We start from the raw sequence: 26,589 nt of genomic DNA, 5'->3' as shown, positions 1-26,589 counted from the left end.
AGCCTCAGCCTCAGCCTCAGCCTCAGCCTCAGCCTCAGCCTCAGCCTCAGCCTCAGCCTCAGCGGCGATGTCAGCCTCGTCGTCCGGCTCCGGCGCCGCATCCTCATCGGCCGCTGCCACCGCGCCCACAGGTTCCGCGGGTAGCTCAATGATCATCGGGGCAGATCCCAGCACCGGCTGAGAGATCTCCGCAGCCGCGGTGTCTGCGGCCGCCTTGGCAGCGGCCACGGGCTCGTCGATGATCAGATCAGCGACGACCTCGCCGTCGATGACACTGTCGTCTTCGAGGTCGTCATCGTCGTCCTTCGGGAGGATGACGCTCACCTGAGCGGTGTTGCCGAGGATGCCGATGCCCGCAGTGTCCAGGGATGCGGCGTCGTCGAGCACCCCTCTGGACTCCTCGTCCGGCGGTTCTGCCACGTTCTTCGGGGTCACGTTGTCGCTCCAAGCTTGTGCGGGCCTCGGGTGCGCTGCGTCGAGCGCGGCCTCGCCCGCACAAGATTAGTGCGCCGGACTGATGACGACCAAAAGATCTCCTGCTTCGACCTGCTGCGTCGCCCCGATGGCGAGGCGCTCGATCACGCCGTCGACGGAGGCGGTGATGGCCGCCTCCATCTTCATCGCTTCGATGGATGCGACCGGTTCGCCGGCCCGCACCGCGGTGCCGACCTCGACCTTGAGCGTGACCACGCCTGAGAACGGGGCGGCCACGTGACCGGCGACCGAGGTGTCGGCCTTCTCGACCTCATGGGTGTCGACGGCGACCGCCCTGTCCCTCACGAACACCGGCCGAAGCTGACCGTTGAGGGTGGTCATCACCGTGCGCATGCCTTTGTCGTCCGCGTCGCCGATGGCCTCCAGGCCGACGAACAGCTGCACTCCTCGGTCGATCTCGACCAGATGCTCCTGCCCCTGCACGAGTCCGTAGAGGTAGTCGCTGGTGTCGAGCACCGAAAGATCGCCGAACTGCTCCCTCATCTGAGTGAACTCGCGCATCGGAGCCGGGAACAGAAGGGTGTTCAGACGAGCCCGACGGGTGGCACTGTCGCCCGCGAGCGCCGCTTCGTCCTCCGCCGAGATCTCGGTGAGTCCGATGCGCACCGACCGACCGGCGAGCACCTTCGTGCGGAAGGGCTCAGGCCAGCCGCCGGGGAGGTCACCGAGCTCGCCGGCCATGAATCCCACGACGGAATCCGGCACGTCGTACTTCTCGGGGTTCGCCTCGAAGTCGGCAGGATCGGCTTTGACCGCCGCGAGGTGCAGCGCCAGGTCGCCGACGACCTTCGACGACGGAGTCACCTTGGGAACACGTCCGAGGATGCGATCGGCGGCGGCGTACATGTCCTCGATGAGCTCGAAGTCGTCTGCGAGACCCAGCGCCTTCGCCTGCTGCCGGAGGTTGGAGAGTTGGCCACCCGGGATCTCGTGACGGTAGACGCGCCCCGTGGGTCCGGGCAGACCGGACTCGAACGGAGCGTAGACCCGACGGACGGCCTCCCAGTACGGTTCGAGGTCCGAGACGCTGCCGAGGTCGATGCCGCTGTCACGGTCGGTGTGCGCGAGCGCCGCGACGAGCGACGAGAGCGACGGCTGACTCGTCGTGCCGGAGAGCGGTGCGGATGCCGCATCCACCGCATCCACGCCCGCAGCGCTGGCGGCCAGAAGTGTCGCGAGCTGTCCGCCGGGGGTGTCGTGCGTGTGGAGGTGCACGGGGAGGTCGAAGCGCTCTCGCAGTGCTGCGACGAGCTTCGCCGCTGCCGCGGGGCGCAACAGTCCTGCCATGTCCTTGATGGCGATGATGTGGGCGCCGGCCGCGACGATCTGGTCCGCGAGCTTCAGGTAGTAGTCGAGCGTGTAGAGATCCTCGGCGGGGTTGAGCAGGTCGCCCGTGTAGCAGAGTGCCACCTCGGCGACTGCCGTGCCGGTGTTCCGGACGGCCTCGATCGCCGGACGCATCTGCTCGACGTCGTTCAGTGCATCGAAGATGCGGAAGATGTCGACGCCGCTTGCGGCCGCCTCCTGCACGAAGGCCTCGGTCACAGCAGTCGGGTACGGGGTGTACCCCACAGTGTTGCGTCCTCGGAGCAGCATCTGGATCGCGACGTTCGGCAGAGCTGCCCGGAGCTTGTCGAGACGCTCCCACGGGTCTTCTCCGAGGAACCGCAGTGCGACGTCGTAGGTCGCGCCGCCCCAGGCCTCGACCGAGAGCAGTCCGGGCGTCATCCTGGCGATGTGCGGGGCGACGGCGACGAGGTCCCTCGTGCGCACCCGGGTGGCGAGCAGCGACTGGTGGGCATCACGGAAAGTCGTGTCGGTGATGGCCAGAGCGCTCTGCTCACGCAGACTTCTGGCGAATCCCTCGGGGCCGAGCTCGAGGAGCCGCTGACGCGACCCCGCGGCCGGCTCGACGGAGAGGTCGATCGCCGGCAGCTTGGTCCGCGGGTCGAGCGACCCCGGATGCGTGCCGTGCGGCTTGTTGACCGTGACGTCGACCAGCCAGTTGAGGATCCTCGTGCCGCGGTCCTTCGACTCTCGGCCTCGGAGCAGATCGGGGCGCTCGTCGATGAACGATGTGCTCACGTCGCCGGCGATGAAGGCGTCATCGTCAAGCAACGCCTGCAGGAAGGGGATGTTCGTCGAGACGCCGCGGATGCGGAACTCCGCCAGCGCACGCCGCGCGCGGGCGACCGCCGCCGGGAAGTCACGCCCTCGACAGGTGAGCTTGGCGAGCATCGAGTCGAAGTGCGGGCTGATCTGCGCGCCCTGGTGGACCGTGCCGCCGTCGAGGCGGATTCCGGCGCCGCCGGGCGAGCGGTAGGTCGTGATCTTCCCGGTGTCGGGGCGGAACCCCTGCGTCGGGTCCTCGGTCGTGATGCGGCACTGCAGGGCTGCGCCCCGCACCTGGAGGTTCTTCTGCTCGAGTCCCAGCTCGGCGAGAGTCTGACCGGCGGCGATGCGCATCTGGCTCTGCACGAGGTCGACATCGGTGACCTCTTCTGTGACCGTGTGCTCGACCTGGATGCGCGGATTCATCTCGATGAAGACGACCTCGCCGGTGCGCTCCCCCGCGGTCTCCAGAAGGAACTCCACGGTCCCGGCGTTCTCGTACCCGATCGAGCGGGCGAACGCGACCGCGTAGCCGTGAAGGGCCGTGCGGATGCCGTCATCGAGATTCGGGGCCGGTGCGATCTCGACCACCTTCTGGTGGCGACGCTGCACCGAGCAGTCGCGCTCGAACAGGTGCACGGTCTCACCGGACTTGTCGGCGAGGATCTGGACCTCGATGTGGCGCGGCCGGAGCACGGCCTGCTCGAGGAACATCCGGGGGTCTCCGAAGGCGCTCTCGGCCTCGCGCATCGCCTCGGCGAGTGCGGGGGCGAGCTCCGCGGCCGTCTCGACGCGACGCATGCCGCGGCCGCCACCACCGGCGACGGCCTTGGCGAAGAGCGGGAACCCGATGTCGGCAGCCTGCGCGACGAGAGCGTCGACGTCGTCGGACGCCTCTGTCGAGCGGAGCACGGGGACGCCGGCCTCGAGCGCGTGGCGTTTGGCCTCGACCTTGTTGCCTGCCATCTCGAGGACCTTCGCCGGCGGGCCGATGAAGGTGATTCCGTTCGCGGCCGCTTTCTCCGCCAGCTCCGGGTTCTCGGAGAGGAACCCGTAGCCCGGGTAGATCGCATCCGCCCCGGCATCCTTCGCGACGCGGATGATCTCATCGACGTCGAGGTAGGCGCGCACGGGATGGCCCCGCTCGCCGATCTCGTACGCCTCGTCGGCCTTGAGCCGATGGACCGACCCGCGGTCCTCATGAGGGAAGACGGCGACGGTCCTGGCACCGACCTCGAAAGCCGCACGGAAGGCACGGATCGCGATCTCGCCGCGGTTCGCCACAAGGATCTTCTGGAACATGCACACCTCTGGGGGCTCGATGCACGCCTGAATCGTCGCGCATGGGGCGGGGCTGAGTGTGCACCCAGCCTAGGGGAAGGTAACGTGGTGTTCGTGCACGTACTCAGCGTCAGCTCTCTCAAGGGAGGCGTCGGCAAGACGACCGTGACCCTCGGCTTGGCCTCAGCGGCCTTCGCCCGTGGTGTCCGAACGCTCGTCGTCGACCTCGACCCGCAGTCCGATGTGTCCACCGGAATGGACATCCAGGTGGCCGGTCGGCTCAACATCGCCGATGTCCTGGCGAACCCGAAGGAGAAGGTCGTCCGTCAGGCGATCACCTCCAGCGGCTGGGCCAAGGTGCACCCCGGGACCATCGACGTGCTGATCGGAAGCCCCTCCGCGATCAACTTCGACGGACCGCACCCGAGCGTGCGCGACGTCTGGAAGCTCGAAGAGGCGCTGGCAGCCGTCGAGGCCGACTACGACCTGGTGCTCGTCGACTGCGCGCCCTCGCTGAACGCCCTCACCCGCACGGCATGGGCCGCCAGCGACCGCGTCATGGTCGTGACTGAGCCCGGCCTCTTCTCGGTCGCCGCCGCAGACCGCGCTCTCCGTGCGATCGAGGAGATCCGTCGAGGTCTCTCTCCTCGCCTGCAGCCGCTCGGCATCGTGGTCAACCGTGTGCGCCCGCAGTCGATCGAGCACCAGTTCCGCATCAAGGAGCTGCGCGACATGTTCGGCCCGCTCGTCCTCTCCCCGCAGCTGCCGGAGCGCACATCGCTGCAGCAGGCACAGGGCGCGGCCAAGCCGCTCCACATCTGGCCGGGAGACTCGGCTCAGGAACTCGCCTCGGACTTCGACCAGCTGCTCGACCGGATCATCCGTACGGGACGCATCCAGGTCGCGGAATCGGGCGCACAGGCCTGACCGACCGCAGACACCAGAACGGCCATCCTCTCGCGAGGGTGGCCGTTTCTTCGTCTGTGCGCGGCTCGAGGCCGCGGATGCTCAGGCGGAGCGCTTGGTGCGACGCGCCGACAGCTCGTCGACCGGGTCCGGCGACGTCGCATCGAACGCGACCAGCGTGGATTCCACTTCGCGGAGCACCTTGCCGACAGCGATCCCGAAGACGCCCTGACCGCGGCTGACCAGGTCGATGACCTCGTCGTTGGAGGTGCAGAGGTAGACCGAGGCGCCGTCGCTCATCAGGGTCGTCCCCGCAAGATCGCGGATGCCCGCGCGCCGGAGCTCGTCGACCGCGGTGCGGATCTGCTGCAGCGAGATGCCCGTGTCGAGAAGGCTCTTCACGAGCTTGAGAACGAGGATGTCACGGAAACCGTAGAGACGCTGCGAGCCGGAGCCGCTTGCGCCGCGAACGGTGGGCTCCACCAGCTCGGTGCGTGCCCAGTAATCCAGCTGACGGTAGGTGATGCCCGCTGCACGAGCAGCTACGGCACCGCGATAGCCGACCTCGTCATCCATCGCCGGCAGGCCGTCGGTGAAGAGGAGTTCGGGTACGAACCGCGGGTCGCCTGCACGCTCATCCGCATTCATCTGAAATCCTCCCTGGAGCCGTTACCTCCACGCTAGAGCAGCCCTCCGGCACCAGCAATGACATCCGTGCGACTCCGAAGGTGTGTCGCAATCAGTTCGTTACGAAAGCAACCGTGCGATCGCGTCTTTGACGAAGAGCGAACGCACTTCGTCGATCTTCGAAGCCAGGTTGGGGGCCATGTCGCTCGCCTTGGCACGCGACGCGGCGTCGGTGCGACGCAGCAGCGAAGACAGTGCCGATTCGATCAGCGCCACCTCGCGCTCGGCGCCCTGTCGCAGTGAGCGAAGGTGCCGAGGCTCGATGCCGTGACGGTCGAGAGCGACCAGACCGCGCAGCAGCGTGACCGTGGATTCCGGGTAGCTCTCCTGCGCCACGATCACACCGGTGCTGATCGCGTCGTTGAGCAGCTGCGGGCCCGCGCCTGCCGCTGACAGGAGTTCGCTCCGGCGGTAGCGACGCGGCGTCGGGGTGATCGAGGGCGGCGGCACGAGAGTCGCGGATTCGCCGCTCGCCTCGGCCTCGTCGAGCTGCTCGCGGATGACGCTGAGAGGAAGGTAATGATCCCGCTGCAGGGTGAGGCCGAGGCGCAGCCGCTCGATGTCTGCCTGCGAGAACTTGCGGTAGCCCGACTCGGTGCGCGACGGCGTGACGATCCCCTGGACCTCGAGGAAGCGGAGCTTGCTCGAGGTGAGCTCGGGGAACTCTGGCGTGAGTCGCGCCAGGACCTGACCGATGCTCAGAAGGCCCGCGGACGCCGAGCGTTCGCGGGCGGGGGAAGCCGCCATCAGTCGATCGCCGCGACGCGATCGACGGGAGAGGCGAAGAAGTTCAGCCGGAACTTGCCGACGCGAAGCTCGGTGCCGTCGACCAGAGCACTGCGGTCGACGCGCTCACCGTTCACGTACGTGCCGTTGAGGGAGCGCTGATCGATGATCTCGAAAGTCGAGCCGGTGCGGGTGACCTCGGCGTGACGACGCGAGACGGTCACATCGTCGAAGAAGATGTCCGCCTCGGGGTGGCGACCCACGGTCGTCACGTCCGTGTCGAGCAGGTAACGCGCACCCGCCAGTGCTCCGGAGCGCACCAGCAGCAATGCGGAACCGGAGGGAAGGGCCGAGATCGCGGCCTGCTCCACATCCGTCAACTCCGCGCCGAAGGGCACGAAGGAAAGGTCCGAGTCATGCCCGAACGTCTGCGTCACGTCGTGCCTCTGCTCGCCGGCACGATGGATCGCGGCGTCTCCGCCCGATCGGGTTTCGCTGTCTGTCACTTTGCCCTCCTAGTCCTCCAGACTAACTGATCAGCGACCCCGTGCGGGAGCTCCCTTCACACTCAGCCATCGCATACCGATGCTTCATAGGCTGAGCATGTGAAAACCACAGCTCGCCGCCTCCCCGCAGCCCCGATCGCTCTCGCAGCAGCCCTTCTGACAGCGTTCCTGGTGCTGTTCGCGCCGCTCTCCGCCTCAGCGCACGACAGCCTCCTCGCGTCGTCCCCCGAGGCGGACAGCATGGTCGAGACGCTTCCGGCCGAGCTCACCCTCACCTTCAGCGCGAAGCTCATCGACGGCGAAGGCGCGACCGAGATCGTCGTGACAGACCCCGCGGGCAGCCCCGTCACCGATGGTGCGCCGACCCTGAACGGTGCGATCGTCACCCAGCCGCTCGCATCCGAGGCGCCGGCCGGCGCCTATCACGTGATCTGGAAGGTCGTATCGAGCGACGGCCACCCCACCTCCGGCGAGTTCGACTTCACCGTCACCACCGGCACGGAGAGCATCGCGACCGCGGAGCCGACGGCATCGCCCACGACCGCCGAGCCGACTCCCGCCGCGACCGCCGGCCCCGGAACGGACGCCACGTCCGCACCGGAGGAGAGCGACTCGTCCCCCGCGACGACCATGATCTGGGTACTCGCGATCACGGGTGTGCTCGTGATCGTCGGCATCGTCGTCTGGCTCGTGATCCGCGGTCGCCGCAGCCCCGGATCGACCGATTCCGACGCCCCCACGGAGCGATAGGCTTAAGGCATGCCACACTACGATGTCGTCATCCTCGGTGCAGGTCCTGGCGGATACGTCGCTGCGGTTCGCAGCGCGCAGCTCGGTCTGTCCACCGCCATCATCGAAGAGAAGTACTGGGGTGGTGTGTGCCTCAACGTCGGCTGCATCCCCTCCAAGGCTCTTCTGAAGAACGCGGAGCTCGCACACACGCTCAACCACAAGGCCGACTTCTTCGGCATCTCGGGTGAGTTCACGATCGACTACGGCAAGGCGTTCGACCGCAGCCGTGTCGTCGCTGACGGTCGCGTCAAGGGCATCCACTTCCTGATGAAGAAGAACAAGGTGACCGAATACGACGGTCGCGGCACCTTCACCGGCCCGAAGGCGATCTCGGTCGCCAAGGCCGACGGCACCACCGAAGAGGTCACCTTCGACAACGCGATCATCGCGACCGGATCGAAGGTCCGCCTGCTCCCCGGCGTGCAGCTCAGCGACAACGTCGTGACCTACGAGGAACAGATCCTCAGCCGCGAGCTCCCGAAGTCGATCGTCATCGTCGGCGCCGGCGCCATCGGCATGGAGTTCGCGTACGTGATGACGAACTACGGCGTCAAGGTCACCATCATCGAGTTCCTCGACCGCGCACTCCCCAACGAGGATGCCGACGTGTCGAAGGAGATCGCCAAGCAGTACAAGAACTACGGCGTCGACATCCTCACCTCCACCAAGGTCGAGTCCGTCGTCGACAACGGCTCCTCCGTCACCGTCTCCTACACAGGCAAGGACGGGCAGCAGTCGTCGATCGAGGCCGACAAGGTGCTCATGTCCGTCGGCTTCGCCCCCAACATCGAGGGCTTCGGACTCGAGGCCACCGGAGTGAAGCTCACCGAGCGCGGCGCGATCGACATCGACGACCACATGCGCACCAACGTCGAGGGCATCTACGCCATCGGCGACGTCACCGCCAAGCTGCAGCTCGCGCACGTCGCAGAGGCCCAGGGTGTCGTCGCGGCCGAGACCATCGGCGGCGCCGAGACCCAGACGCTCGGCGACTACCGCATGATGCCCCGCGCGACGTTCTGCTCGCCGCAGGTCGCCTCGTTCGGCCTCACCGAGCAGCAGGCCAAAGACGAGGGGCGCGAGATCAAGGTCGCGACGTTCCCCTTCATGGCGAACGGCAAGGCGCACGGACTCGGTGAGCCCGTCGGCTTCGTCAAGCTGATCGCCGATGCCGAGCACCTCGAGCTCATCGGCGCCCACATGATCGGCCCCGACGTCTCCGAGCTCCTTCCCGAGCTGACGCTGGCCCAGAAGTGGGACCTCACGGCTCTCGAGCTGGCCCGCAACGTGCACACCCACCCGACTCTGTCGGAAGCACTGCAGGAGGGCTTCCACGGCCTCGCGGGTCACATGATCAACTTCTGATCCCACCCGATCAGCACGAAGGCCCGGCACGCTCACGCGTGACCGGGCCTTCGTGCGTCACCGTCCGGCGCGCCGCAGCTCGAGCCGCGACGGAAGAGCGAACCGCACGGTCCATCCGGACGGCGCGATCGACGTCAGCTCTTTCGGCGTGTACGAGCGGCGGATGCTGATGAGGCCGTCCTCTCGGATGAACGATCCTCGCAAGAGCGTTCCTGAGAAGAGCCAGGTCATCGCACCGTAGAGCGCGTACGCGGCCCGACTTCGGGCGATGTCGCGATGCACCACCATCCCGTCTTCGCCGACGAGGCGTCGCGAGTCGAGCAGCAGGCTCTGCAGCTCCTGCTCCGTGAGGTGATGAAGCAGGTGGTTCGAGAAGACCACGTCGTACTGCTCCCCCTCCGCGACGAGTTCCTCCGACAGAGCGCAGCGGTACCGCACGCCGGATCCCCCGTCGTGACCGGCGGCCCACCGGATGGCGCGCTCATCCGCGTCCAGCGCGGTGATCTCGGCGGTCAGTCCGTCGCGGCGCAGCTTCGCCGCGATCATCCGGCACACGTCGCCGCCGCCGGCCCCGATGTCGAGGATGCGGAGAGGACCGCGCCGAGCACGGGGACGGATGTCTCGTCGATAGAACCCCCCAGGACCCGACACCAGGGCGTTCACGAGGCGGAAGCGCTCGTAGGTGCGCTCGAGCATCGCGATGTCCGCGTCGGGGTCGTCCATGAGCTCTCGCGCATCGGATGCGCGGATCGAGAGGTCGTGCCTCATGCGACGCCGGCGGCGACCGTCATCAGGGCACTCTCGGCTGTCAGCCCCGGCCCGAAGGCCATCGCCGCGACGCGCGACCCCTCGGCTGCGCCGTCATCCAGGATGCGCTTGATGACGAACAGGATCGTCGCACTCGACATGTTGCCGTTCACCCGCAGTGTCTCGCGCGCGGGATGCAGCTGAGCATCCGAGAGATTCAGTCGCTCCTGCACCCGATCGAGGATGCTCCGGCCACCGGGATGGATGGCCCAGTGCTCGACGCGATCCCCGACCCGTCCCTCGTCGAAGGCCTCGGCGAGTTCTCCTTCGCGGGCGTAGAGCGGGCGGATCGCCCCGACGATGGTCTCGCCGATGATCTGCGGCACCCTGGTCGACAGGATCATCTCGAAGCCGTTGTCGCCGATCGTCCACGCCATGTCCTGCTCGCCCTCTGCGGCGATCGCCGTGTGGAAGCCGTCGAGACGGACCCCCGGAGCCGGCGTGGGAAGATCACGAGCCGTGACGATGCCCGCGGCCGCTCCGTCGGCGAAGAGGGAATTGGCGACGATGAGGTCCGGATCCTCGGTCGATCTCAGGTGCACCGTGCACAGCTCGACGCTGACGACCAGGACCACGGCGTCGGGGTCGGCCGCGCAGAACTGGCTCGCGGCGCGGAGCGCCGGCATCGACGCGTAGCACCCCATGAACCCCAGGTGATAGCGCTGCACGCTGTCCGGGAGCCCGAGCCCTCGCACGATCTCGTACTCCGGGCCGGGGGCGTGGAAGCCCGTGCACGATGCCGTGATGACGTGCGTGATGTCGGCGGCGGACACGTCCGGATCGGCATCCAGGGCGCGGCGCGCGACCTCGACGAAGAGACGCGACGCCTCCCGCACGTAGAGGTCGTTGCGCGCCTTGGTCCCGGGCGAGCGGAGAAGGTTCTTCTCCCGCTCGAAGAAGATCGGCTCGTCCGGCTGCGGATGCGACGAGAACTCGTCGATGACCGTGTGCCGCGTGTCGATACCCGAACCGTTGAATGAGGCTCCGATGATCCGCTGCGCGAGCCTTCCGACATCCGGCTGCGAGGCGAAGATCTCGCGCACCTCGTTCTGCTCGAGGACAGTGTCGGGAACGATCGTCTGCAGCGAGCGGAGGACGGCGGAACGGCTCATGTCAGTCACTCAAGCACCATCGCGCGTCGAGACGGAAGGGGCTTGCGCCGTGTGTCAGAAACCGAGAGCACGGGCGAGCTTCGAGCCGGATTCCGCCTCACGACCGCCGACGGCGAAGATCGCCCTCTCGACGGCATCGAACAGAGCCTCGCGCCCTGCCGCATCCGCCGGGGCGGCCGGGCCGAGTTCGAACTCCCACTCACGCCACTCGCGCAGGACGTCCTGCCGGAGGTCGGTCGCGCGGACCCGATCGTCGACGAACTCGGCGATCACGCCGTCGGCCCCCGAGAGCAGATAGGCGGTGCGGCTGTTCTCGATGCGCGCGAGCGGCGTCAACCGCCCCGTCGTCCATCGGGAGAGGGTGTCGGTCACCGCATCCGGGATGCTGTCGTCGTCGCCCAGAGGCCAGCCGATCTCGAGACGCCCGTCACCTTCGCGGGGTCCTTTGATGTGCCATCCGGCATCCGGGCCGCCGGTGCGGCGACGAAGCGCCACTCCGGCACGCGAGAGCTCGGCGTCATCGGTGTCGAGATAGCGGGCGTCGAGCTCGCGCACCTCGCCCTCGGACACCGCGTCGACACCGGGCAGCCCGTCCCACTCGGGAAGAGGCGTGGCCTCGTCGACGTCGTACTTGCGCTCGACCTCGACGACCCTGGTCGGCTCGGAGCCGGACTGCGAAGGAGTGCCGCTCTCAGTCATCCGTGAGGGTGAGGTCCTCGAGGGACTCCTCGAACCAGTAGTCGATCTCGGTGGGGCCGTCGGCGTCGCCGGTGTTCTGCTCCTCACCGCGTCGGTTGTACACCACCTGGGTCTCGCTGTAGGGGACGATCAGCTTGTCGTCCGCGTCGTCGAGAGGAATGATCTGCCCGTCGAGCGGGCCGCCGTGAAGTCGTGCGAGTGCCATGTGCTCACCCTATCCCCGTCGTCGCGGATGAGGGGTCATCCCCCGAGTATGCCCAGGAGGGTGCCGAGGATCATCCACGGCCCGAAGGCGATGCGCGTGGATCGGTCGGCCGCGTGCGATGCCATCAGCGCCAGCGCGTACAGCGCTCCGAGGACGAAGGCCGAAGCCGCGCCCACGGCGAGCGCCTGCCAGCTGTGCCATCCGAGCACCAGACCGATCACGGCGGCGAGCTTGACGTCTCCCCCGCCCATCCCCTCTCGCCCGAGCAGGCGGAGCATCGCGTAGAAGCCGCCGAGGATCAGCATCCCGAGTGCGGCTCTGGTCAGCGCACCGCTGTCGCCGAGCACGAGGGCGTCGGCCGCCGTGAGCGCGAGGAGGGCAGCGAGGGTCGGCAGGACGATCCGGTCCGGCAGCCGATGGGTGCGGATGTCGACCACGACGAGCCGGCAGCCGACCGCGAACAGCATCAGGTGGACGGTCACGACGAGCACGCTGCGGAGATCCATCCCGGAAGGGTAGGAGAAGACGGATGCCGTCCTCGACCGGGTGTGGATAACCGTCCGCTTCCATGTCGGAGGTTCGAACTATCGTGATCATCTCCAGTTGCTTTATTAGTACATATATTCGAGGATGGATTCATGGGGATCGGGCTCGATGCGGTGACCGCGCTCTCTCCGGCTGGCGACTCCCGCGCCGGAGAGGTGCTTCGGCTGCGCCGGGAGATCAGCCGCATGCAGCGCAGACGCAGCGAGCATCCGCTGCTGCCCCTCGATCCGGCCTTCTCCTCCCTGCTTCCCGAAGAGGGGCTGCAGACCGGCACGGCCTATACCGTCTCCCCCTCGCCCAGCCTCATCCTCGCCTTGCTCGCCGCCGCGTCGAGCAAGGGGCTCTGGTGCGCCGTGGTCGGTATGCCCACGCTGGGGGTCGAGGCCGCAGCCGCCTTCGGAATCGAGCTCGCCCGACTCATCCTCGTCCCCGAGCCGGGAGACCGCTGGCTCGCCGCGACCTCCGCACTCGCCGAGGTCGTCCCGCTGATCGCCGTGCAGCCGGGCAGCAGGGCACGCGATGCCGATGTGTCCCGCCTGAGCGCCCGACTCCGCGACCGTGGGAGCACGCTCCTGGTCACCGAGTCCACCGCCACAGGTGCCTGGCCGCAGAGCGAGGGCGCGATCCGGCTCCATGACCAGCACTGGCTCGGGGTCGGCGAGGGGTGGGGGCTGATCGAGGGATCGACGGCGACCGTGACCGCGAGGACGCGGCACAGCCCGTTGTCCTCGAGCGTTCGTGTGCGCCTTCCCGGAACACACGGAGCGGTCGAAGAGCTGCCGACCGAGAAGAGCGTCGGAGAGATCACGACCGAGCCGACCACGCTGCACGGCCTGCGCGGTGGAGCCGGCACCCCGCTCGAGTACCCACGCCTGGCGGTGGCCGGATGACCTCGCCTCTCCGCGTCCTGGTCCTGTGGTTCCCCGACTGGCCGTTGCGAGCTGCTCTGGGCGGACCCCCACCGCATGCGCCGACAGCCCTGGTACAGGCGAACACCGTCATCGCCTGCACCGCATCGGCCAGGGAGCACGGGGTACGCGCGGGTCAGCGTCGCCGTGTCGCACAGGGGCACATCTCGTCGCTGCGAGTGCTCCCCCACGATGCCGCCAGAGATGAGCGGGCCTTCCTGCCGGTGCTTCAGCTCATCGAGAAGCACGCTCCCGGTGCGGCCCTGCTGCGTCCTGGGCTCGCGGCGGTGCGCGCGCGGGGCATCTCCCGGTACCACGACGGTGAGGCCGAAGCAGGCAGGGCGCTGATCGACGTCCTCGCCGACGCCGGCTTCCCCGAGGTTCGCGTGGGCATCGCCGACGGCCCCTTCACGGCAGAGCTCGCCGCCAGGGGCCGCACCCCCTGCACCGTCGTGCCCGCGGGGCACGCGAAGGACTTCCTCGACCCGCTGCCCGTGAGCGTGCTGCGCGACGAACAGCTCACCGGTCTTCTTATCCGACTGGGGGTGCGCACGCTCGGCGAGTTCGCCGGCCTCGACGAGATCGAGGTGCGTGATCGTTTCGGCGAGCGCGGCGCCCGTCTGCACGCCCTCGCCGCCGGAGCGGACTCCCGCGCCGTGGTGCCGCGACCGCCCGACCCCGAGCTCGTGCGCTCCGTCGAGTTCGAGCCCGCTCTGGCCGGAGCCGACCAGGTGGCGTTCGCGGTCCGGCAGACGGCAGATGCGGTGATGCTCGCTCTCGGCGACGCATCGGTCGTATGCACCGAGGTGCGCATCGACCTGATCGACGACAACGGCACCGTGTTCTCCCGCCCCTGGCTGCACCCGACCTGCTTCGATGCCGCCGACCTCGTAGACAGGGTGCGCTGGCAGCTCGAAGCTCTGGGGGCCGAGTCCGCCAAGGAGCCGATCGATGAGGCACGGGCTTTCGGCGGCATCGAACTGGTGCGCATCACCCCTGTGGCCGTCGATGATGCCGCACACCACCAGCCGGGACTCTTCGGCTCAGGCACCGACGAGCGCCTGCACCACGCCATCTCCCGCGTGCAGACGATGCTCGGCCACGAGGGCGTCGTCACCGCAGCGCTCTCCGGCGGGCGCTGGCTCGCCGACCGACAGGTGCTCACACCCTGGGGAGAGCGCGCGGTCGCACCGCGTGACCCCGGGCGCCCCTGGCCGGGGAGCCTTCCGGATCCCCTTCCTGCGGAGGTGTTCCGACCGCCTCGGCCGATCGGAGTGCTCGCTCCCGATGGTGCGACTGTCCTCGTCGACGAGCGAGGGGCGCTCTCCGCGGCACCGACCCGCATAGACGGTGACGATGTGCAGGCGTGGGCGGGCCCGTGGCCCATCCACGAGCGCCGATGGGATGCCGGCGGCGGAAAGCGAGGACACCGCCTGCAGATCATCGACGATCATGACCGCGCCTGGCTCGTCTTCTGCACGGGCGATCGCTGGTGGGCCGAGGGGAGGTATCGCTGATGGGCTGGCACAATCCGCCTCTGTCATGGAACGAGCTGGAACGCACCCTCAGCGGTGAGGAGTCGCCCTACCCGACCGGCGGGACGCCGCCGAGCACGCGACCGGGCACACGACCGGACCCCGGCCCCATCAGCACCCGACGCAAGAGGAATCCTCCGACCACGGTCGAGCGGCCGACGGGCGCCGTCCCCTACGCCGAGCTGCATGCGCATTCGTCGTATTCCTTCCTCGACGGGGCCTCCTCACCCGAAGACCTCCTCGCCGAGGCCGAGCGGCTGGGCCTGACCGCTCTGGCACTCACCGACCACGACGGCTTCTACGGTGCGGCCCGCTTCGCCGAGGTCGCAGAGCTGATGGATGTGAAGGTGCAGACCGTGTACGGAGCCGAGCTCTCGCTCGGACTCGACGCGCCGCAGCGGGGCACCCCCGATCCGATCGGCGACCATCTGCTCGTGCTTGCCGACGGGTTGGAGGGTTACCACCGGCTCTCCGGCGCGATGACGGCCGCCCATCTCCGCGGCGGAGAGAAGGGCCGCCCCGTCTACGACCTCGACGAGCTGGCCGCCGCCGCAGACGGGCACTGGACGATCCTCACCGGATGCCGCAAGGGCGGCGTCCGCCGCGGACTCGAAGCCGGAGACGCGCACACCCCGCTGCGCCGCCTGGTCGATCTGTTCGGGCAGGACCACGTCGCCGTCGAGCTCTTCGACCACGGCGACCCGCAGGACTCCCGCCGCAACGATGCTCTCGCAGACCTCGCCAGGCGGGTGCGACTGCCCGTGGTGGCGACGAACAACGTGCACTACGCCGCACCCGAGCGGGCATCGCTCGCCGAAGCCGTCGCCGCGGTGCGGGCCGTGCGCAGCATGGACGACCTCGACGGCTGGCTCCCTGCACACGGAGGGGCGCATCTGCGCAGCGGTGCGGAGATGGCGGCGCGTTTCCGGCGTCACCCCGGCGCGATCTCCTACGGGCTGGAGCTCGCCGCGGCATCCGCCTTCCCGCTCCGCCGAGCGCGCCCTGCGCTCCCGAAGCAGGAGGTGCCAGACGGCCACACTCCGATGAGCTGGCTGCGACACCTGGTGTGGGAGGCCGTGCCGACGAAGTATCCCCGTCTGGATGCCGACGGTCGCCGCAGGATCGGACGCGAGCTCGACGTCATCGAGGAGAAGGACTTCCCCGGCTACTTCCTCATCGTGCACGGGATCGTCACCGAGGCGAAGCGTCGCGGCATCCTCTGTCAGGGCCGTGGCTCGGCTGCGGCGAGCGCCGTCTGCTACCTGCTCGGGATCACCGCCGTCGACCCGATCCTCTATCGCCTGCCCTTCGAGCGCTTCCTCGCGACCACACGTCAGGAGGAGCCGGACATCGATGTGGACTTCGACTCCGACCGCCGCGAGGAGATCATCCAGTGGGTGTACCGCGAGTACGGGAGGGAACGCGCGGCGCAGGTGGCGAATGTCATCCAGTACCGGCCGAAGAACGCCGTACGCGACATGGCGAGGGCTCTCGGCCACTCGCCCGGTCAGCAGGATGCCTGGTCCCGGCAGGTCGACGGCTGGAGCGCGGGTCTCGAGGTCGCCGACGAACACGACATCCCCGCGAATGTGCTCGACTACGCGGGCGAGCTGCTGAAGGCGCCTCGGCATCTCGGCATCCACTCCGGCGGCATGGTGCTGACCGCGAGGCCCGTGGGTGAGGTCGTGCCCGTGGAGCATGCGCGCATGGAGAACCGCACCGTCATCCAGTGGGACAAAGACGATGCGGCCTGGATGGGGCTCGTCAAGTTCGACCTGCTGGGTCTCGGGATGCTGGCGGCCCTCCAGCACTGCTTCGATCTCATCCATGACGCCACGGGTGAGCGGTGGACTCTCGAGACGCTACCCAAAGAAGAGCCGGCGGTCTACGACATGCTCTGCCGTGCGGACTCGATCGGGGTGTTCCAGGTCGAGTCGCGTGCCCAGATCGGCCTACTCCCCCGCCTGCAGCCGCGTGCCTTCTACGACCTCGCCATCCAGATCGCACTCATCCGCCCAGGGCCCATCCAGGGCGGCGCCGTGCACCCCTTCGTCCGACGGAAGATGGCGAAGGACGCACTCGACGAGGAGAACCGGGCCAGGGCTGCCAGGGGCGAAGAGCCGGTGGTGCTCGAGATCCCCTATCCGCACGACGATCTCAAGCCGATCCTCGAGCGCACGCTGGGCATCCCGATCTTCCAGGAGCAGCTGATCCAGATGGCGACGGCCATCGGCGACTGCACGGCAGACGAGGCCGACCTGCTCCGCCGAGCCATGGGGTCCAAGCGGGGACTCGAGAAGATCGAGAAGGTCCGAGACAAGCTCTATGCGGGGATGACCCGGCGCGGGCTCTCCGCCGAGCAGTCGGATCGCATCTACGCGCAGATCCAGGCGTTCTCGAACTTCGGTTTCGCCGAATCGCACTCGCTGTCCTTCGCCCTGCTCGTCTACGCCAGCTCCTGGCTCAAACTGCACTACCCGGCGGCGTTCCTCGCGGGTCTGCTGCGGTCGCAGCCGATGGGCTTCTACTCCGCATCGACGCTCACCGCAGACGCCCGTCGACACGGAGTCGACGTCCGTCGTCCCGATCTGCACGCCTCGGGGGCGACCGAGACCCTGGAGCCGCTCGAGGGGGCGCCCCTGCGAGCTCCGACCGGCCTGGACTCCTGCCCCGAACCGCTGCAACCACGCGTGCCTCGCTTCGACAGGTCGCTGCCCGACGAATCGGCGGCGCACCGCAGGGACGGCGGGTACGCGGTGCGCATGGGGCTCAGCGGAGTCCGCGGCATCGGTCTGCCGTTGGCGGAGCGGATCGTCTCCGAGCGCGAGTCCGGCGGCCTCTTCCGTGATCTCAACGATCTGGTGAGGCGGACGGATGCCACGGCTGCGCAGTTGGAGGCTCTGGCGACCGCCGGGGCGTTCGAGTGCCTCGGGCTCCAGCGCCGGGAGGCGATCTGGCTGTCCGGAGCGGCAGCGGAAGACCGTTCGCTATTCCTCCCGGGAACGACCGTCGCGGTGCAGCCGCCGCTGTTCACGGATCAGTCCAGCTACGAGCGCCTCTCCGCCGATCTCTGGGCGACCGGCGTCTCGACCGACGACCATCCGATGGCGCACTTCCGCGCTCTCCTCCGCGAGCGGGGTGTGCTCACCTCCGCCGATCTCCAGAGCCATGAGACGGGACGACGCATCGAGGTCGCCGGGCTCGTGACCCACCGTCAGCGACCGGCCACCGCAGCGGGGGTGACGTTCCTCAACCTCGAGGATGAGAGCGGCCTGGTCAACGTCATCTGCTCGACGGGAGTGTGGAGCCGCTACCACCGGGTGGCGCGCGATTCGCCCGCCCTCATCATCCGCGGCATCCTCGAGCGCTCGGCGGAGGGCGTCGTGAACGTCCTCGCGGATGCCTTCGAGGACCTACGCACCGGAGTGACCCATCGCTCGCGGGACTTCCGATGAGCGTGCTGTCGGCGCACCGCCGCTCAGGGGATCCGCAGAGCACTCACCAGAAGCGCTCAGGCTCCGGTTCGGGCACGCGGTCCCCGCCACCCCACCGGTCGGCTTCAGCCTTCGCCGCGTCCACCGCGGCATCCGCGCCGTGCAGAGCCGTCCGTGCACTGGTCGCACCACGTCCGTCGCCATCGGCTTCGACCGTGAGCGAGGTGTGCGATCCGTGGCCGGCGCCGATCGTCACCGTGCAGTCGACGACGCGGCCCAGCCACCGGCTGACCTGCCCGCGCGGCTCTTCCGGCCGGCGATACCGGATGCGGGTGTCGAGGTCGATGACAGAGAGGATCACGGCCTCCCCGGTCAGCTCGTCGATGCGCTCCGACACCTCGACGCGGTGCCCATGCGCGATGGCGAGGGGCGCGTTGACAACGAGCTTTCTATCCATGAAACCACTCTATGAGTGGACGTTCTCGCGGCAAGCCCCAGTCTCGGAAGAAATATTCGTAGATTTCTTTGTCCCCCAAATGGCGGACAAGCCGATTAAGCGATATTCTGCAAGAAGTAGCGGGGGCTACCGGCTGAACATCTGGGGATATCAGTCGAGAGAGCAGCGAAAGTCTTTCGCCGCCTCCCCTACCGTCCGGGAAGGACGGTGAGCCCTCTCGAGCGATCCAAAATGGGGTTTGGATGACTCGAGAGGGCAACCAGTCCCGCTCAGCTCGGGGCGCACGCGCGTGCGATCATCCGCCGTCGCCGTCCCGATATCGGATCAGCGAACGAGGCGCGCGCGCAGCGAGTCGAGAAGCAACCCGACACCGAGTTCGAACGTGCGGTCGGCCCTCGCGGTGCCTCGCTCCGCCCCGTCGAGCACCCGACGGAGTGTGCGCGTGCCTTCCCCTGGCTCCCACACCTCGTCCGGTGAGGCCAGGTCGAGACCGAAGCCGATCGCGAAGGCGTCGATGACCGCTATCACGGTGAGCACCTCGTCCTCGGGGAAGCCGCCCTCGACGAGCACGGTCGCGAGGTCGTCATATGCCGCGATCACCGCGGGATGGGTGATGGTCTTGCCGATCAGCAGAGGCACGAGCGCCGGGTGATCGGCGTACATGTGACGCTGCCGCCGGAGCAGTTCGATGAGGAACCGATCCCAGGGTTCGCCGTGCGGTTCGACGCGGTAGTCCTCGATGAGCCTGCCGCGCATGAGCTCGATGATGCCGTCCATGCCGTCGACGTGGTTGTACAGAGACGAGGGGCGCACTCCCAGCCTGCGGGCGATCGCGTTCACTCCGAAGGGTTCTCCCGCCCTCGACAGCTCGAGGCCAGCCGCGCCGATGATCTCGGGCGACAGAAGGGGACTCGACGGCCTGGGCATCGCACGCTCGCTCTCTGATCCGGTGGGGTGGCGAGAAAGGTCTTCCCCGCGGCATCCCACCTGTGCATAATAGTGAACACCATTCGTTGACGAACACCATTCGTTTATGAAACCGTGCTCCACCCGACGCACTCCGGCATCACCTCCGCGCACATCGCCGTGCCCCTCTCCGTGGGAGATTCATGACCGCCATCGACCTCAGCACCCGAGTCCCCCTTCGGCTGCCCACCGCCACCGCGACCTTTGCGATCGGCATCGCCGGATACCTCGGCGTCAACCTTTCGCCCTACATGATCACGGCCGCGCAGACCGGACTCGGCATCGACGTGCTCGCCGCGAGCTGGCTCGTGACCGCGACTCTGCTGCTCACCGCGGTGACCGGCCTCGCCATCGCGCCCCTCTGCGCCGGAGCGCACCGACGCACCGTCGCGCGGGCGGGGCTCGCGATCGCGGCCCTCGGCTTCGCCACGGCCGCACTCGTCCCCTCGCTCATGCTTCCGGCGCTCCTCCTCGGCGGTGCGGGCGCCGGCGGCGCCGTAGCGGCCTCCGGCGCCGCCCTCGCCGCTTTCCGCAACCCCGACCGCGTCGCCGGCTTCAACGGTCTCGCGAACCGCGGCGTGATCACGATCGTCCTCGCGGTCATCCCCCTCGTCGGCCTCGCCCCGATCGATGTCTTCGGCGCGCTGGCCCTGTTCAGCGTCCTCGGTCTCGTCGTCTCTGCGTGGCTGCCTGCCGCCCCGGTCGTGGATCCTCAGGCAGCGGCCGCTGTGGCCGAGGCGATGCCGATCGAGGTGCCGCCGACCGGCACGGTCCGACTCTCCCCCGCCCGTTCACGCACGGTCACGATCGCCGGCTTCGGTCTGCTGGTCGTGTTCGCACTGTGGGCGGCGAGTGAGGACTCCCTCTGGGCGATGGCCGGAGTCATGGGCGCCGAGCAGACAGGGCTGACCCCCGAGGGGCTCGGCATCGCCCTCAGCGGAGCCACCGCGGGCGGTCTGATCGGATCGCTGCTGCTCATGATCGTGGGATCCCGACTCGGACGCGCGCTGCCGCTGGCGGTGCTGCTGGTCGCCGGAGGCGTGCTCAAGATCGTCGAGGGGTTCATGACCGACCCCACCGCGTTCATCGTCGTCTTCATCGCCTGGAACACCGTGTACGCGATCGCCTTCATGTACTTCGTGTCGACCTCGGCGGCGCTCGACGCCGACGGTCGCTGGTCGGGACCACTTCTCGCCGTCTACCTGGTGGGCTCGGCGCTCACGCCCGTGATCGGCGCCGCGCTCGTGAGCGTGCTCGGATTCCAGGGCTTCGCCGTCGCCCTCGGCATCGCGAGCTTCGTCCTCGCCGTGCCCGCGAGCGCGATCGCCCTTCTCTCCACACGCCTCGAGCGTGCCATCACCACCCCGGAGTCCCACTGATGCCCCGCACCCTGTTCCGCAACGCCCGCTTCTTCACCGCCGATGACGCCGCCTGGGCCGATGCCGTAGTCGTCGACGGCGAGTCGTTCGCCTTCGTCGGCGCAGAGGTCGATGCACCTCCTGCCGACGACACCGTCGACCTCGGTGGCCGCACCGTGCTCCCCGGCTTCACCGATGCGCACACCCATCTGCTCATGATGGGCGAGGCGCTCGGCCAGGTGGGGCTCACCGATGCGGGCTCGCTCGAGGAGATCCAGAGCAGATTGAGCGCGGCCAGACAGAGCGCCGACGGAGAACTGCGCGGACGTGGATGGCTCTTCGACGCGATACCAGGCGGCGCTCCGACGGCCGCGATGATCGACTCGGTGGTCTCGGACATCCCGGTCTACCTCGACGCGAACGACTATCACTCCTGCTGGGTCAACTCGGCCGCGCTGATCGCTCTCGGAATCACCCGCGACACGCCGGATCCGATCGGCGGACGCATCGAGAGGGATGCCGATGGAGATGCGACCGGGATGCTCTACGAGACTGCGGCGCAGCAGCACGCGTGGGCCCACCGCGACGCGGTGACGACGGACGCGCAGCGGGATGCCGCCGTCGAGCGGGTCATCGAGGCGTATCTCGCCTCGGGGGTCACCGGCGCCGTCGACATGGCCTTCGACGGTCTCGCCCTGGACGCACTCGGGCGGGCAGCAGAACGCGGCGGACTGCCGCTGCGGATCGCCGCGCACTGGTTCGTGGCGAACACCGGCGACGACGAGGCCAACCTGGCTCAGGTCGCCGAGGCGGCGCAGCACGCCGAGACCGCCACGACGGGTGTCAGCGTGATCGGCATCAAGCTCGTCCTCGACGGCACGATCGACGCGTGCACAGCCGCGATGCGGGCACCATACGCAGACGGGACGAACGCTGCTCCGATCTGGCCCGCCGAGCGCCTGTTGCCGGTGGTCGCTGCCGCGGATGCCGCCGGGTTGCAGGTGGCGATGCATGCGATCGGCGACGAGGCGAGCACCCTCGCACTCGACGCCATCGAGCACGCGATCGCCGTGAACGGAGCCCGCCCACGCCGTCACCGGATCGAGCACCTCGAGTACGCGGCGCCCGGGACGGCCGAGCGGATGGCGCGGCTCGGCGTGACGGCATCCATGCAGCCGGTGCATGCGGACCCGGCGATCTTCGCGAACTGGGCCGCACAGCTCGGCGACGACCGCGCCGATCGTGCGTTCGCCTGGCCGGAGTATGAGGATGCCGGAGCGCTGCTCGCGTTCTCGACCGATGCGCCGACCGCCCCGCACGAGGCTCTCGCGAACATGTACGTCGCCGCAACGCGGGCATCGGCCCTGGACCCGGACGTGGCGGCTGTGCATCCGCAGTTCGCGCTGCCGCTCGATCGCGCGATCGCTCATGCCACCCGCGATGCCGCGGCATCGATCGGCGACGGAGCCTGGCGCGGTCGCATCGCTGTCGGTCAGGCAGCGGACTTCGCGGTGCTCGACACCGATCCGTTCACCGCGGGCGACGTTTCGCTGCTCACGGCGCGGGTCGTGCAGACGGTGATCGCCGGACGCACGGCGTACGAGGCCTGAGATCGAGACGGAGGAGCCGCGGCCTGTCCGACTGGGGCTCCTCCGTCCGCCGGCCGTCAGCTCCGGTCACTCGTCCGGACTGAGCGCCAGCCGGGTTCCCCACGGGTCGCTCAGCCGCAGCGCGCGCCCGTCGTCCTCCGACGGGATGCCGTGGAACGAGAGTCGGTCGGCGAGCTCGTCGATGTCGGAGCGCGTGGGCACGGTCACTCGCACGTCGCCGAGACCGAGCGAAGCCGCACGTGGTCCTGCTCCGGCGCTCTGCCAGGTGTTCATGCCGATGTGGTGGTGGTACCCGCCCGCGGACACGAACAGCGCGGAGTTCCCGAGAGCTGCGGTCACGTCGAATCCGAGGATGTCGGAGTAGAACCGGCGGGCCGTCGGGATGTCGCCGACCTGCAGGTGCACGTGACCGATCGTCGCCGTCTGGCCGTCGTCCGCGGCATCCGGCGTCAGCCACTGCCTGAGGAACTTATTCGGGTCGAGTGCGAGCGAGTCCATGCGCACCGAGCCGTCTGGCGCGACCTGCCACTGCTCGCGCGGACGGTCGTGATAGAGCTCCAGGCCGTTGCCCTCGGGGTCGGTGAAGTAGAACGCCTCGCTGACGAGGTGATCGGCGGACCCCGTGAAGGTCTGCGGGGCGCGCTGGGCCACAGACAGCAGCGCGGCGGCCAGGCGCGACTCATCCTGGAACAGGATCGCCGTGTGATAGAGCCCGGCGGCACGGGGATCGGCCGCCGGAAGGGCCTTCTCCTGGCGCAGCCGCATGATCGGTTCGCCGGCACGACCGAGTGTCGCGGTCGCTCCGGACTGGTCGAGGATGTCGAGGGTCACGGCCTGCTGGTAGTAGGCCGTCATCGCATCGAGGTCTCGGACCAGCAGCTCGACCGCGTTCATGCGCGCGCCATCGGGCGCGGAACCTGCCGTGGCTACGGCCGGGGCACGCCAGGCGTCGATCGTTCCTGTCATGATCGGCTCCGTTCCGCCCGAGATCGGGCCGTCGTCGCAATTAATTGTCGCTACAAGTAACGTACGATGAGCCCATGGTATTCCGGGTTCCTCGAATGGACGAGCGCGAGTCCGACGCGTGGCTCGGGCTGATCGCCGTGTCCCAACTGCTGCCCGCCGCACTGGATTCACAGCTGCAGAAGGATGCACACCTGACGCATTTCGAGTTCATGGTGCTGACCTCCCTGCGCTTCGCACCAGAGAACACCCTGCGGATGACCGAGCTCGCCGCATCGACGAACGCCACGCTCCCCCGGCTCTCGCACGTGTGCACCCGGCTCGCGACGCGCGGCATCGTCGACCGCTTCCCCAGCCCCGAAGACAGGCGCGCGACGAACGTCCGCCTCACCGCCGAGGGGCGACGGCAGCTGATCCGTGCGATGCCCGGTCACATAGACACGGCCCGACGGCTCGTGATCGATGCGCTGACGCCGTCGCAGCTCGAGTCGCTCGCTGAGATCACGAGTGCGATCACCGGGCGCCTCACGGATGGAGAGCATCGCTCCCCTGTGCCTCGGTGAACGCTCGGCGACCCGCACCGGTGCGGCACCGGGCAGCGCTGCGATCGCGGCATAGGCTGGGACGATGCTCATCGCCCTGATCCGCCCCGTCGAGTCCAGCACCGCCGACGTGATCGGGACGACCCTCGCAGAAGTGCTCGTGGAGCTCGAGCAGCATCGCAAGCCCGGGTTCGATCTGGCGTCGGCCCCCGTGCGGATGCTCAAGGGCGAGGCGAAGATGGAGGCCATGGGCACGTTCAAGCGGGTCGACGGCATCGAGCAGATCGAAGCCGACGACATGACATCCCTCCGGGCGAAGGTCCCCGAGGGCTGGCGGATGCTCACGGTGCGCACGGCGTAACTCCCGCCCCAGCTCTCGCACGCACGAGACCCCCATCCGGCCCGAAGGTCGGATAGGGGTCTTCATGGGAAAGTGCGGGTCGACTCAGCCGCCCGACGGGTTCTCGAGCGGCTTGCCGTCGTCGTCGGTGGTCTCGTCCTCGAGGATCTCCTCGGTGCTCTTCGACGTCGACTCCTCGGGGGCGCCACCGGAGGCGGTGTCCGCCTCATCGTCGCCGCCGGATGTTCCGTGCGTGTTCTGCAGATCACTCATCGCATCTCCTCTGTCGGAGAGACCGACGCTACGCGCGCGTTGCCGATCGGCGGAGGGGGTTGACGGGCGGGAGAATCCGGATGCGGTCAGCACTGCAGCACTCAGAAGCCGACCGTCACGCCGCGCGAACGGGCAGTTGCAGGTACGAGGCCCGCCCTTCACCGGTGTGGATGACGTGTGCACCCCGATTCTCGGGGGCGTATTCGTCGATGCCGGGCATGAGGGTTCCCAGGAGGTTACGCGCGCTGACGATGAATCGCAGCTGCTCGCCCGCTCCGAAGGCGAGCCCCAGCGGGAGCAGATCGATGTCGACCTCCACGACCTCACCCGGGGTGAGCTTCTCGACCCGATCGAACGAGTGAGCCGGAACATCCTCGGTCGTCAACGCCTCGTCGAGGTGACGGGCGGAGATGCGCAGACGTCCGTCTGACCCCTTGTACTTCAGGATCGTGGCACCGTGGTCGGTGAGGTCATGCGCCATCGCGCTCTGGTTCGGCACGGTGAACTGCTGCAGGGGCGTCCCGAAGGCGTCGAGCTTCTGGATCAGGACGAAGAGATCCATGTCGTCGGCGTCGCGGGCTTCCACGAACAGGTGCGCCTTCGGATAACCGACGAGCTCGGTGTCACGGTCGAATCGCATGAGGAATGACGCCGCGTTCGGGTTCGTGTCGACGTCATAGGTCACGGCAGACGATTCGGCCGGAGCGTCGGTGACCAGGCGCCGGCCGCGGCCGTCGAGGTAGAACTTCGTCGACACCGTCTCGGCCGGGGGGAACTCGTCGTCCGGAACACTGATCCTGTCTCCCCCGCGAAGGTCGAGCACCGAGTAGCGCACTCGCGGCGTCGTCTCCCAGCAGTTGTCGACACCCTTCAGGTAGTGATCGAAGAATCGGCGCAGGTCCTCGACGTTCCCCTCGTCGTAGTAGTCCGGCCACTCCTGGCCGTTGTGGATGCGCAGCCACTTCTCGTCGGAGGCGATGCGGCGCCACGCACGGAAGGTGCCGGCGGTGTGGAGCGTGTTCGAATAGCTGGCCACCACGTACGCCGGAACGGTGATCCGATCGAAGGCGGGAACCTTTTCGGCCCAGAGACCGTCGAACAGCGGATGCTCCTCGACCTCGGCGAGGATGTCCTCCTTGCGGTTCTTGCCGAAGAAGCTGCCCTCCTGCAGCTGGCGTGCGAAACCGGTGTCGGGCATCCCTCCTCGCATCACGAGGTCGCGGTAGACGTCGCTCACGCCCTCCCACGGGTTGATCGCGGCGAGGTGCGGCGGCTGCTCGGCCGCGGTGAACCACTGGGAGACCGCGAGGTAGGAGGTGCCGGTCATCCCAACCTTCCCGCTGCACCATTCCTGCTCGGCGAGCCACTCGATCAGGTCGTACGCATCGCGGCCGTCCTGCCGGTCCCAGAGCACACTGTCCCCCTCGGAATCCACGACACCGCGGATGTCGGGGTTGCATACGGCATAGCCCTGCGCGCACCAGTACGCGGGATCGGGCCCCTCGAACTTCTCCAACCCCGAGACGACGGAGTTCGCCAGCCCCACGAGGCCGAAGACGCCCATGACGCTCATCGAGGTTCCTTGCGCCTTTCCGTACGGACTCCACCCCATGATGACCGGCACCTTCGCCGAGCCGATGGGACGGAAGACGTCGACGTAGATCGTCACGCCGTCGCGCAGCGGGACGGCGACGTCCTTCTCGAAGATGACATCCACCGGCAGCGGGCGGAACGGGGGTGCGACCCGGTAGCCGGCTTCGAGAGTGCGCGTTCCGGGCTCGAATCCCGTGAGGAGTCCGGTGCGCCCGGCCGGAAGGGGGTACGAGGGCGTGAAGATCTTCTGTTCGGTGGACATGGCGGTTCCTTCATCTCGGCGGATGCGGCCCAGGATCTCGGGTCGCTGCGAGCGTACGTCCGATCTCCACAAAACTCAACACCTGTTGAGAACTACCGGAACGAGGCGT

At 68.3% G+C, this 26,589-nt stretch carries 24 protein-coding genes and 1 pseudogene; 10 read left to right on the top strand and 15 right to left on the bottom strand.

Annotation, left to right across the window (positions count from 1 at the left end):
* Both ASF80_RS18990 and ASF80_RS00245 read right to left on the bottom strand, forming a co-directional pair.
* Positions 1–387 (bottom strand): annotated as a pseudogene (locus tag ASF80_RS18990) (MinD/ParA family protein); the annotation flags it as partial.
* 114 nt (positions 388–501) lie between these two features.
* A complete protein-coding gene (locus ASF80_RS00245; protein WP_056306957.1) occupies positions 502–3,909 on the bottom strand; it encodes a pyruvate carboxylase in 3,408 nt (1,135 codons plus the stop codon).
* Between the two features lie 93 nt (positions 3,910–4,002).
* Between ASF80_RS00245 and ASF80_RS00240 the strand changes: the two genes are divergently transcribed.
* Positions 4,003–4,815 carry a ParA family protein gene (locus ASF80_RS00240; RefSeq protein WP_056311560.1) on the top strand — a complete coding sequence of 271 codons (813 nt, stop codon included), beginning with the start codon at positions 4,003–4,005 and terminating at the stop codon, positions 4,813–4,815.
* An 81-nt stretch (positions 4,816–4,896) separates the two neighbouring features.
* On the opposite strand, the gene ASF80_RS00235 is transcribed toward ASF80_RS00240, so the two are convergent.
* The 3 genes from ASF80_RS00235 to ASF80_RS00225 form a co-directional block, all read right to left on the bottom strand.
* Entirely contained in the window at positions 4,897–5,442 is a 546-nt protein-coding gene (locus tag ASF80_RS00235; protein ID WP_056306955.1) for a MerR family transcriptional regulator, read from the bottom strand.
* 99 nt (positions 5,443–5,541) lie between these two features.
* Positions 5,542–6,228, bottom strand: coding sequence for a MerR family transcriptional regulator (locus tag ASF80_RS00230; protein ID WP_056306953.1), 687 nt, complete (start codon positions 6,226–6,228; stop codon positions 5,542–5,544).
* Entirely contained in the window at positions 6,228–6,713 is a 486-nt protein-coding gene (locus ASF80_RS00225; protein WP_056306951.1) for an FHA domain-containing protein, read from the bottom strand. The genes ASF80_RS00230 and ASF80_RS00225 overlap by 1 nt, the downstream gene beginning before the upstream one ends.
* A gap of 99 nt (positions 6,714–6,812) precedes the next feature.
* On the opposite strand from ASF80_RS00225, the gene ASF80_RS00220 reads away from it, so the two are divergent.
* Complete coding sequence (locus ASF80_RS00220) at positions 6,813–7,463, top strand: copper resistance protein CopC (RefSeq protein WP_056306949.1); 651 nt, start codon at positions 6,813–6,815, stop codon at positions 7,461–7,463.
* Positions 7,464–7,472: 9 nt separating this feature from the next.
* Complete coding sequence (lpdA, locus tag ASF80_RS00215; RefSeq protein WP_056306947.1) at positions 7,473–8,870, top strand: dihydrolipoyl dehydrogenase; 1,398 nt, start codon at positions 7,473–7,475, stop codon at positions 8,868–8,870.
* Positions 8,871–8,927: 57 nt separating this feature from the next.
* On the opposite strand, the gene ASF80_RS00210 is transcribed toward lpdA, so the two are convergent.
* The 5 genes from ASF80_RS00210 to ASF80_RS00190 are packed head-to-tail and all read right to left on the bottom strand — an operon-like array spanning position 8,928 to position 12,199.
* Positions 8,928–9,638 (bottom strand): methyltransferase domain-containing protein, encoded by a 711-nt coding sequence (locus tag ASF80_RS00210; protein ID WP_056306945.1) that lies wholly within the window; start codon positions 9,636–9,638, stop codon positions 8,928–8,930.
* Positions 9,635–10,789, bottom strand: a complete 1,155-nt coding sequence (locus ASF80_RS00205; RefSeq protein ID WP_056306943.1) for a type III polyketide synthase — start codon at positions 10,787–10,789, stop codon at positions 9,635–9,637. The genes ASF80_RS00210 and ASF80_RS00205 overlap by 4 nt, the downstream gene beginning before the upstream one ends.
* A gap of 54 nt (positions 10,790–10,843) precedes the next feature.
* A complete protein-coding gene (locus ASF80_RS00200; protein ID WP_056306942.1) occupies positions 10,844–11,488 on the bottom strand; it encodes a CYTH domain-containing protein in 645 nt (214 codons plus the stop codon).
* Positions 11,481–11,693, bottom strand: coding sequence for a hypothetical protein (locus ASF80_RS00195; RefSeq protein WP_056306940.1), 213 nt, complete (start codon positions 11,691–11,693; stop codon positions 11,481–11,483). Before ASF80_RS00195 ends, ASF80_RS00200 begins: the two co-directional genes overlap by 8 nt.
* A gap of 35 nt (positions 11,694–11,728) precedes the next feature.
* Positions 11,729–12,199, bottom strand: coding sequence for a prepilin peptidase (locus tag ASF80_RS00190; RefSeq protein WP_056306938.1), 471 nt, complete (start codon positions 12,197–12,199; stop codon positions 11,729–11,731).
* Positions 12,200–12,331: 132 nt separating this feature from the next.
* Here ASF80_RS00190 and ASF80_RS00185 point away from each other — a divergent pair, with 132 nt between their 5' ends.
* Genes ASF80_RS00185 through ASF80_RS00175 form a run of 3 tightly spaced genes read left to right on the top strand, consistent with a single transcriptional unit; the run spans position 12,332 to position 18,137 of the window.
* Positions 12,332–13,129 (top strand): hypothetical protein, encoded by a 798-nt coding sequence (locus tag ASF80_RS00185; protein WP_235559836.1) that lies wholly within the window; start codon positions 12,332–12,334, stop codon positions 13,127–13,129.
* Complete coding sequence (locus ASF80_RS00180) at positions 13,126–14,664, top strand: DNA polymerase Y family protein (protein ID WP_056306935.1); 1,539 nt, start codon at positions 13,126–13,128, stop codon at positions 14,662–14,664. Before ASF80_RS00185 ends, ASF80_RS00180 begins: the two co-directional genes overlap by 4 nt.
* Positions 14,664–18,137: an error-prone DNA polymerase gene (locus ASF80_RS00175; protein WP_056306933.1), complete on the top strand. Its 3,474-nt coding sequence runs from the start codon at positions 14,664–14,666 to the stop codon at positions 18,135–18,137. Before ASF80_RS00180 ends, ASF80_RS00175 begins: the two co-directional genes overlap by 1 nt.
* A 43-nt stretch (positions 18,138–18,180) precedes the next feature.
* Here ASF80_RS00175 and ASF80_RS00170 read toward each other — a convergent pair whose 3' ends face one another.
* Together ASF80_RS00170 and ASF80_RS00165 are read right to left on the bottom strand one after the other, a co-directional pair.
* Positions 18,181–18,573 carry a hypothetical protein gene (locus ASF80_RS00170; RefSeq protein ID WP_056306931.1) on the bottom strand — a complete coding sequence of 131 codons (393 nt, stop codon included), beginning with the start codon at positions 18,571–18,573 and terminating at the stop codon, positions 18,181–18,183.
* Positions 18,574–18,897: 324 nt separating this feature from the next.
* Positions 18,898–19,500, bottom strand: coding sequence for a TetR/AcrR family transcriptional regulator C-terminal domain-containing protein (locus ASF80_RS00165; RefSeq protein ID WP_056306930.1), 603 nt, complete (start codon positions 19,498–19,500; stop codon positions 18,898–18,900).
* Positions 19,501–19,682: 182 nt separating this feature from the next.
* Between ASF80_RS00165 and ASF80_RS00160 the strand changes: the two genes are divergently transcribed.
* The gene (locus tag ASF80_RS00160) at positions 19,683–20,918 is read left to right on the top strand and encodes an MFS transporter (protein ID WP_056306928.1); all 1,236 of its coding nucleotides are present in this window, start codon (positions 19,683–19,685) and stop codon (positions 20,916–20,918) included.
* Positions 20,918–22,507 (top strand): amidohydrolase, encoded by a 1,590-nt coding sequence (locus ASF80_RS00155; protein WP_056306926.1) that lies wholly within the window; start codon positions 20,918–20,920, stop codon positions 22,505–22,507. The genes ASF80_RS00160 and ASF80_RS00155 overlap by 1 nt, the downstream gene beginning before the upstream one ends.
* A gap of 66 nt (positions 22,508–22,573) precedes the next feature.
* On the opposite strand, the gene ASF80_RS00150 is transcribed toward ASF80_RS00155, so the two are convergent.
* The gene (locus ASF80_RS00150; RefSeq protein WP_321163946.1) at positions 22,574–23,473 is read right to left on the bottom strand and encodes a VOC family protein; all 900 of its coding nucleotides are present in this window, start codon (positions 23,471–23,473) and stop codon (positions 22,574–22,576) included.
* A gap of 74 nt (positions 23,474–23,547) precedes the next feature.
* On the opposite strand from ASF80_RS00150, the gene ASF80_RS00145 reads away from it, so the two are divergent.
* Together ASF80_RS00145 and ASF80_RS00140 are read left to right on the top strand one after the other, a co-directional pair.
* Entirely contained in the window at positions 23,548–24,033 is a 486-nt protein-coding gene (locus ASF80_RS00145; RefSeq protein ID WP_235559835.1) for a MarR family winged helix-turn-helix transcriptional regulator, read from the top strand.
* A 64-nt stretch (positions 24,034–24,097) separates the two neighbouring features.
* Positions 24,098–24,373 carry a hypothetical protein gene (locus tag ASF80_RS00140; RefSeq protein WP_056306923.1) on the top strand — a complete coding sequence of 92 codons (276 nt, stop codon included), beginning with the start codon at positions 24,098–24,100 and terminating at the stop codon, positions 24,371–24,373.
* Between the two features lie 84 nt (positions 24,374–24,457).
* Here the strand turns inward: ASF80_RS00140 and ASF80_RS19070 are convergent, their stop codons facing one another.
* Positions 24,458–24,625: a hypothetical protein gene (locus ASF80_RS19070; protein WP_164481734.1), complete on the bottom strand. Its 168-nt coding sequence runs from the start codon at positions 24,623–24,625 to the stop codon at positions 24,458–24,460.
* Between the two features lie 115 nt (positions 24,626–24,740).
* Positions 24,741–26,480, bottom strand: a complete 1,740-nt coding sequence (locus ASF80_RS00135; protein ID WP_056306921.1) for a CocE/NonD family hydrolase — start codon at positions 26,478–26,480, stop codon at positions 24,741–24,743.
* Between the last annotated feature and the right edge of the window lie 109 nt (positions 26,481–26,589).

Source organism: Microbacterium sp. Leaf159, assembly GCF_001423615.1.
In the GTDB taxonomy this organism is placed as follows: domain Bacteria; phylum Actinomycetota; class Actinomycetes; order Actinomycetales; family Microbacteriaceae; genus Microbacterium.
Note: the sequence above shows the minus strand (reverse complement) of the source record. Positions and strands in the feature narration are given on the sequence as shown.

What these genes read in the sequence shown, in the direction of transcription:
- ASF80_RS00245 (WP_056306957.1), bottom strand. Translation starts at nt 3,909, where the DNA reads ATGTTCCAGAAGATCCTTGTGGCGAACCGCGGCGAGATCGCGATCCGT.
- ASF80_RS00235 (WP_056306955.1), bottom strand. Translation starts at nt 5,442, where the DNA reads ATGAATGCGGATGAGCGTGCAGGCGACCCGCGGTTCGTACCCGAACTC.
- ASF80_RS00230 (WP_056306953.1), bottom strand. Translation starts at nt 6,228, where the DNA reads ATGGCGGCTTCCCCCGCCCGCGAACGCTCGGCGTCCGCGGGCCTTCTG.
- lpdA (WP_056306947.1), top strand. Translation starts at nt 7,473, where the DNA reads ATGCCACACTACGATGTCGTCATCCTCGGTGCAGGTCCTGGCGGATAC.
- ASF80_RS00210 (WP_056306945.1), bottom strand. Translation starts at nt 9,638, where the DNA reads ATGAGGCACGACCTCTCGATCCGCGCATCCGATGCGCGAGAGCTCATG.
- ASF80_RS00205 (WP_056306943.1), bottom strand. Translation starts at nt 10,789, where the DNA reads ATGAGCCGTTCCGCCGTCCTCCGCTCGCTGCAGACGATCGTTCCCGAC.
- ASF80_RS00200 (WP_056306942.1), bottom strand. Translation starts at nt 11,488, where the DNA reads ATGACTGAGAGCGGCACTCCTTCGCAGTCCGGCTCCGAGCCGACCAGG.
- ASF80_RS00195 (WP_056306940.1), bottom strand. Translation starts at nt 11,693, where the DNA reads ATGGCACTCGCACGACTTCACGGCGGCCCGCTCGACGGGCAGATCATT.
- ASF80_RS00190 (WP_056306938.1), bottom strand. Translation starts at nt 12,199, where the DNA reads ATGGATCTCCGCAGCGTGCTCGTCGTGACCGTCCACCTGATGCTGTTC.
- ASF80_RS00185 (WP_235559836.1), top strand. Translation starts at nt 12,332, where the DNA reads ATGGGGATCGGGCTCGATGCGGTGACCGCGCTCTCTCCGGCTGGCGAC.
- ASF80_RS00180 (WP_056306935.1), top strand. Translation starts at nt 13,126, where the DNA reads ATGACCTCGCCTCTCCGCGTCCTGGTCCTGTGGTTCCCCGACTGGCCG.
- ASF80_RS00175 (WP_056306933.1), top strand. Translation starts at nt 14,664, where the DNA reads ATGGGCTGGCACAATCCGCCTCTGTCATGGAACGAGCTGGAACGCACC.
- ASF80_RS00170 (WP_056306931.1), bottom strand. Translation starts at nt 18,573, where the DNA reads ATGGATAGAAAGCTCGTTGTCAACGCGCCCCTCGCCATCGCGCATGGG.
- ASF80_RS00165 (WP_056306930.1), bottom strand. Translation starts at nt 19,500, where the DNA reads ATGCCCAGGCCGTCGAGTCCCCTTCTGTCGCCCGAGATCATCGGCGCG.
- ASF80_RS00160 (WP_056306928.1), top strand. Translation starts at nt 19,683, where the DNA reads ATGACCGCCATCGACCTCAGCACCCGAGTCCCCCTTCGGCTGCCCACC.
- ASF80_RS00155 (WP_056306926.1), top strand. Translation starts at nt 20,918, where the DNA reads ATGCCCCGCACCCTGTTCCGCAACGCCCGCTTCTTCACCGCCGATGAC.
- ASF80_RS00150 (WP_321163946.1), bottom strand. Translation starts at nt 23,473, where the DNA reads ATGACAGGAACGATCGACGCCTGGCGTGCCCCGGCCGTAGCCACGGCA.
- ASF80_RS00145 (WP_235559835.1), top strand. Translation starts at nt 23,548, where the DNA reads ATGGTATTCCGGGTTCCTCGAATGGACGAGCGCGAGTCCGACGCGTGG.
- ASF80_RS00140 (WP_056306923.1), top strand. Translation starts at nt 24,098, where the DNA reads ATGCTCATCGCCCTGATCCGCCCCGTCGAGTCCAGCACCGCCGACGTG.
- ASF80_RS19070 (WP_164481734.1), bottom strand. Translation starts at nt 24,625, where the DNA reads ATGAGTGATCTGCAGAACACGCACGGAACATCCGGCGGCGACGATGAG.
- ASF80_RS00135 (WP_056306921.1), bottom strand. Translation starts at nt 26,480, where the DNA reads ATGTCCACCGAACAGAAGATCTTCACGCCCTCGTACCCCCTTCCGGCC.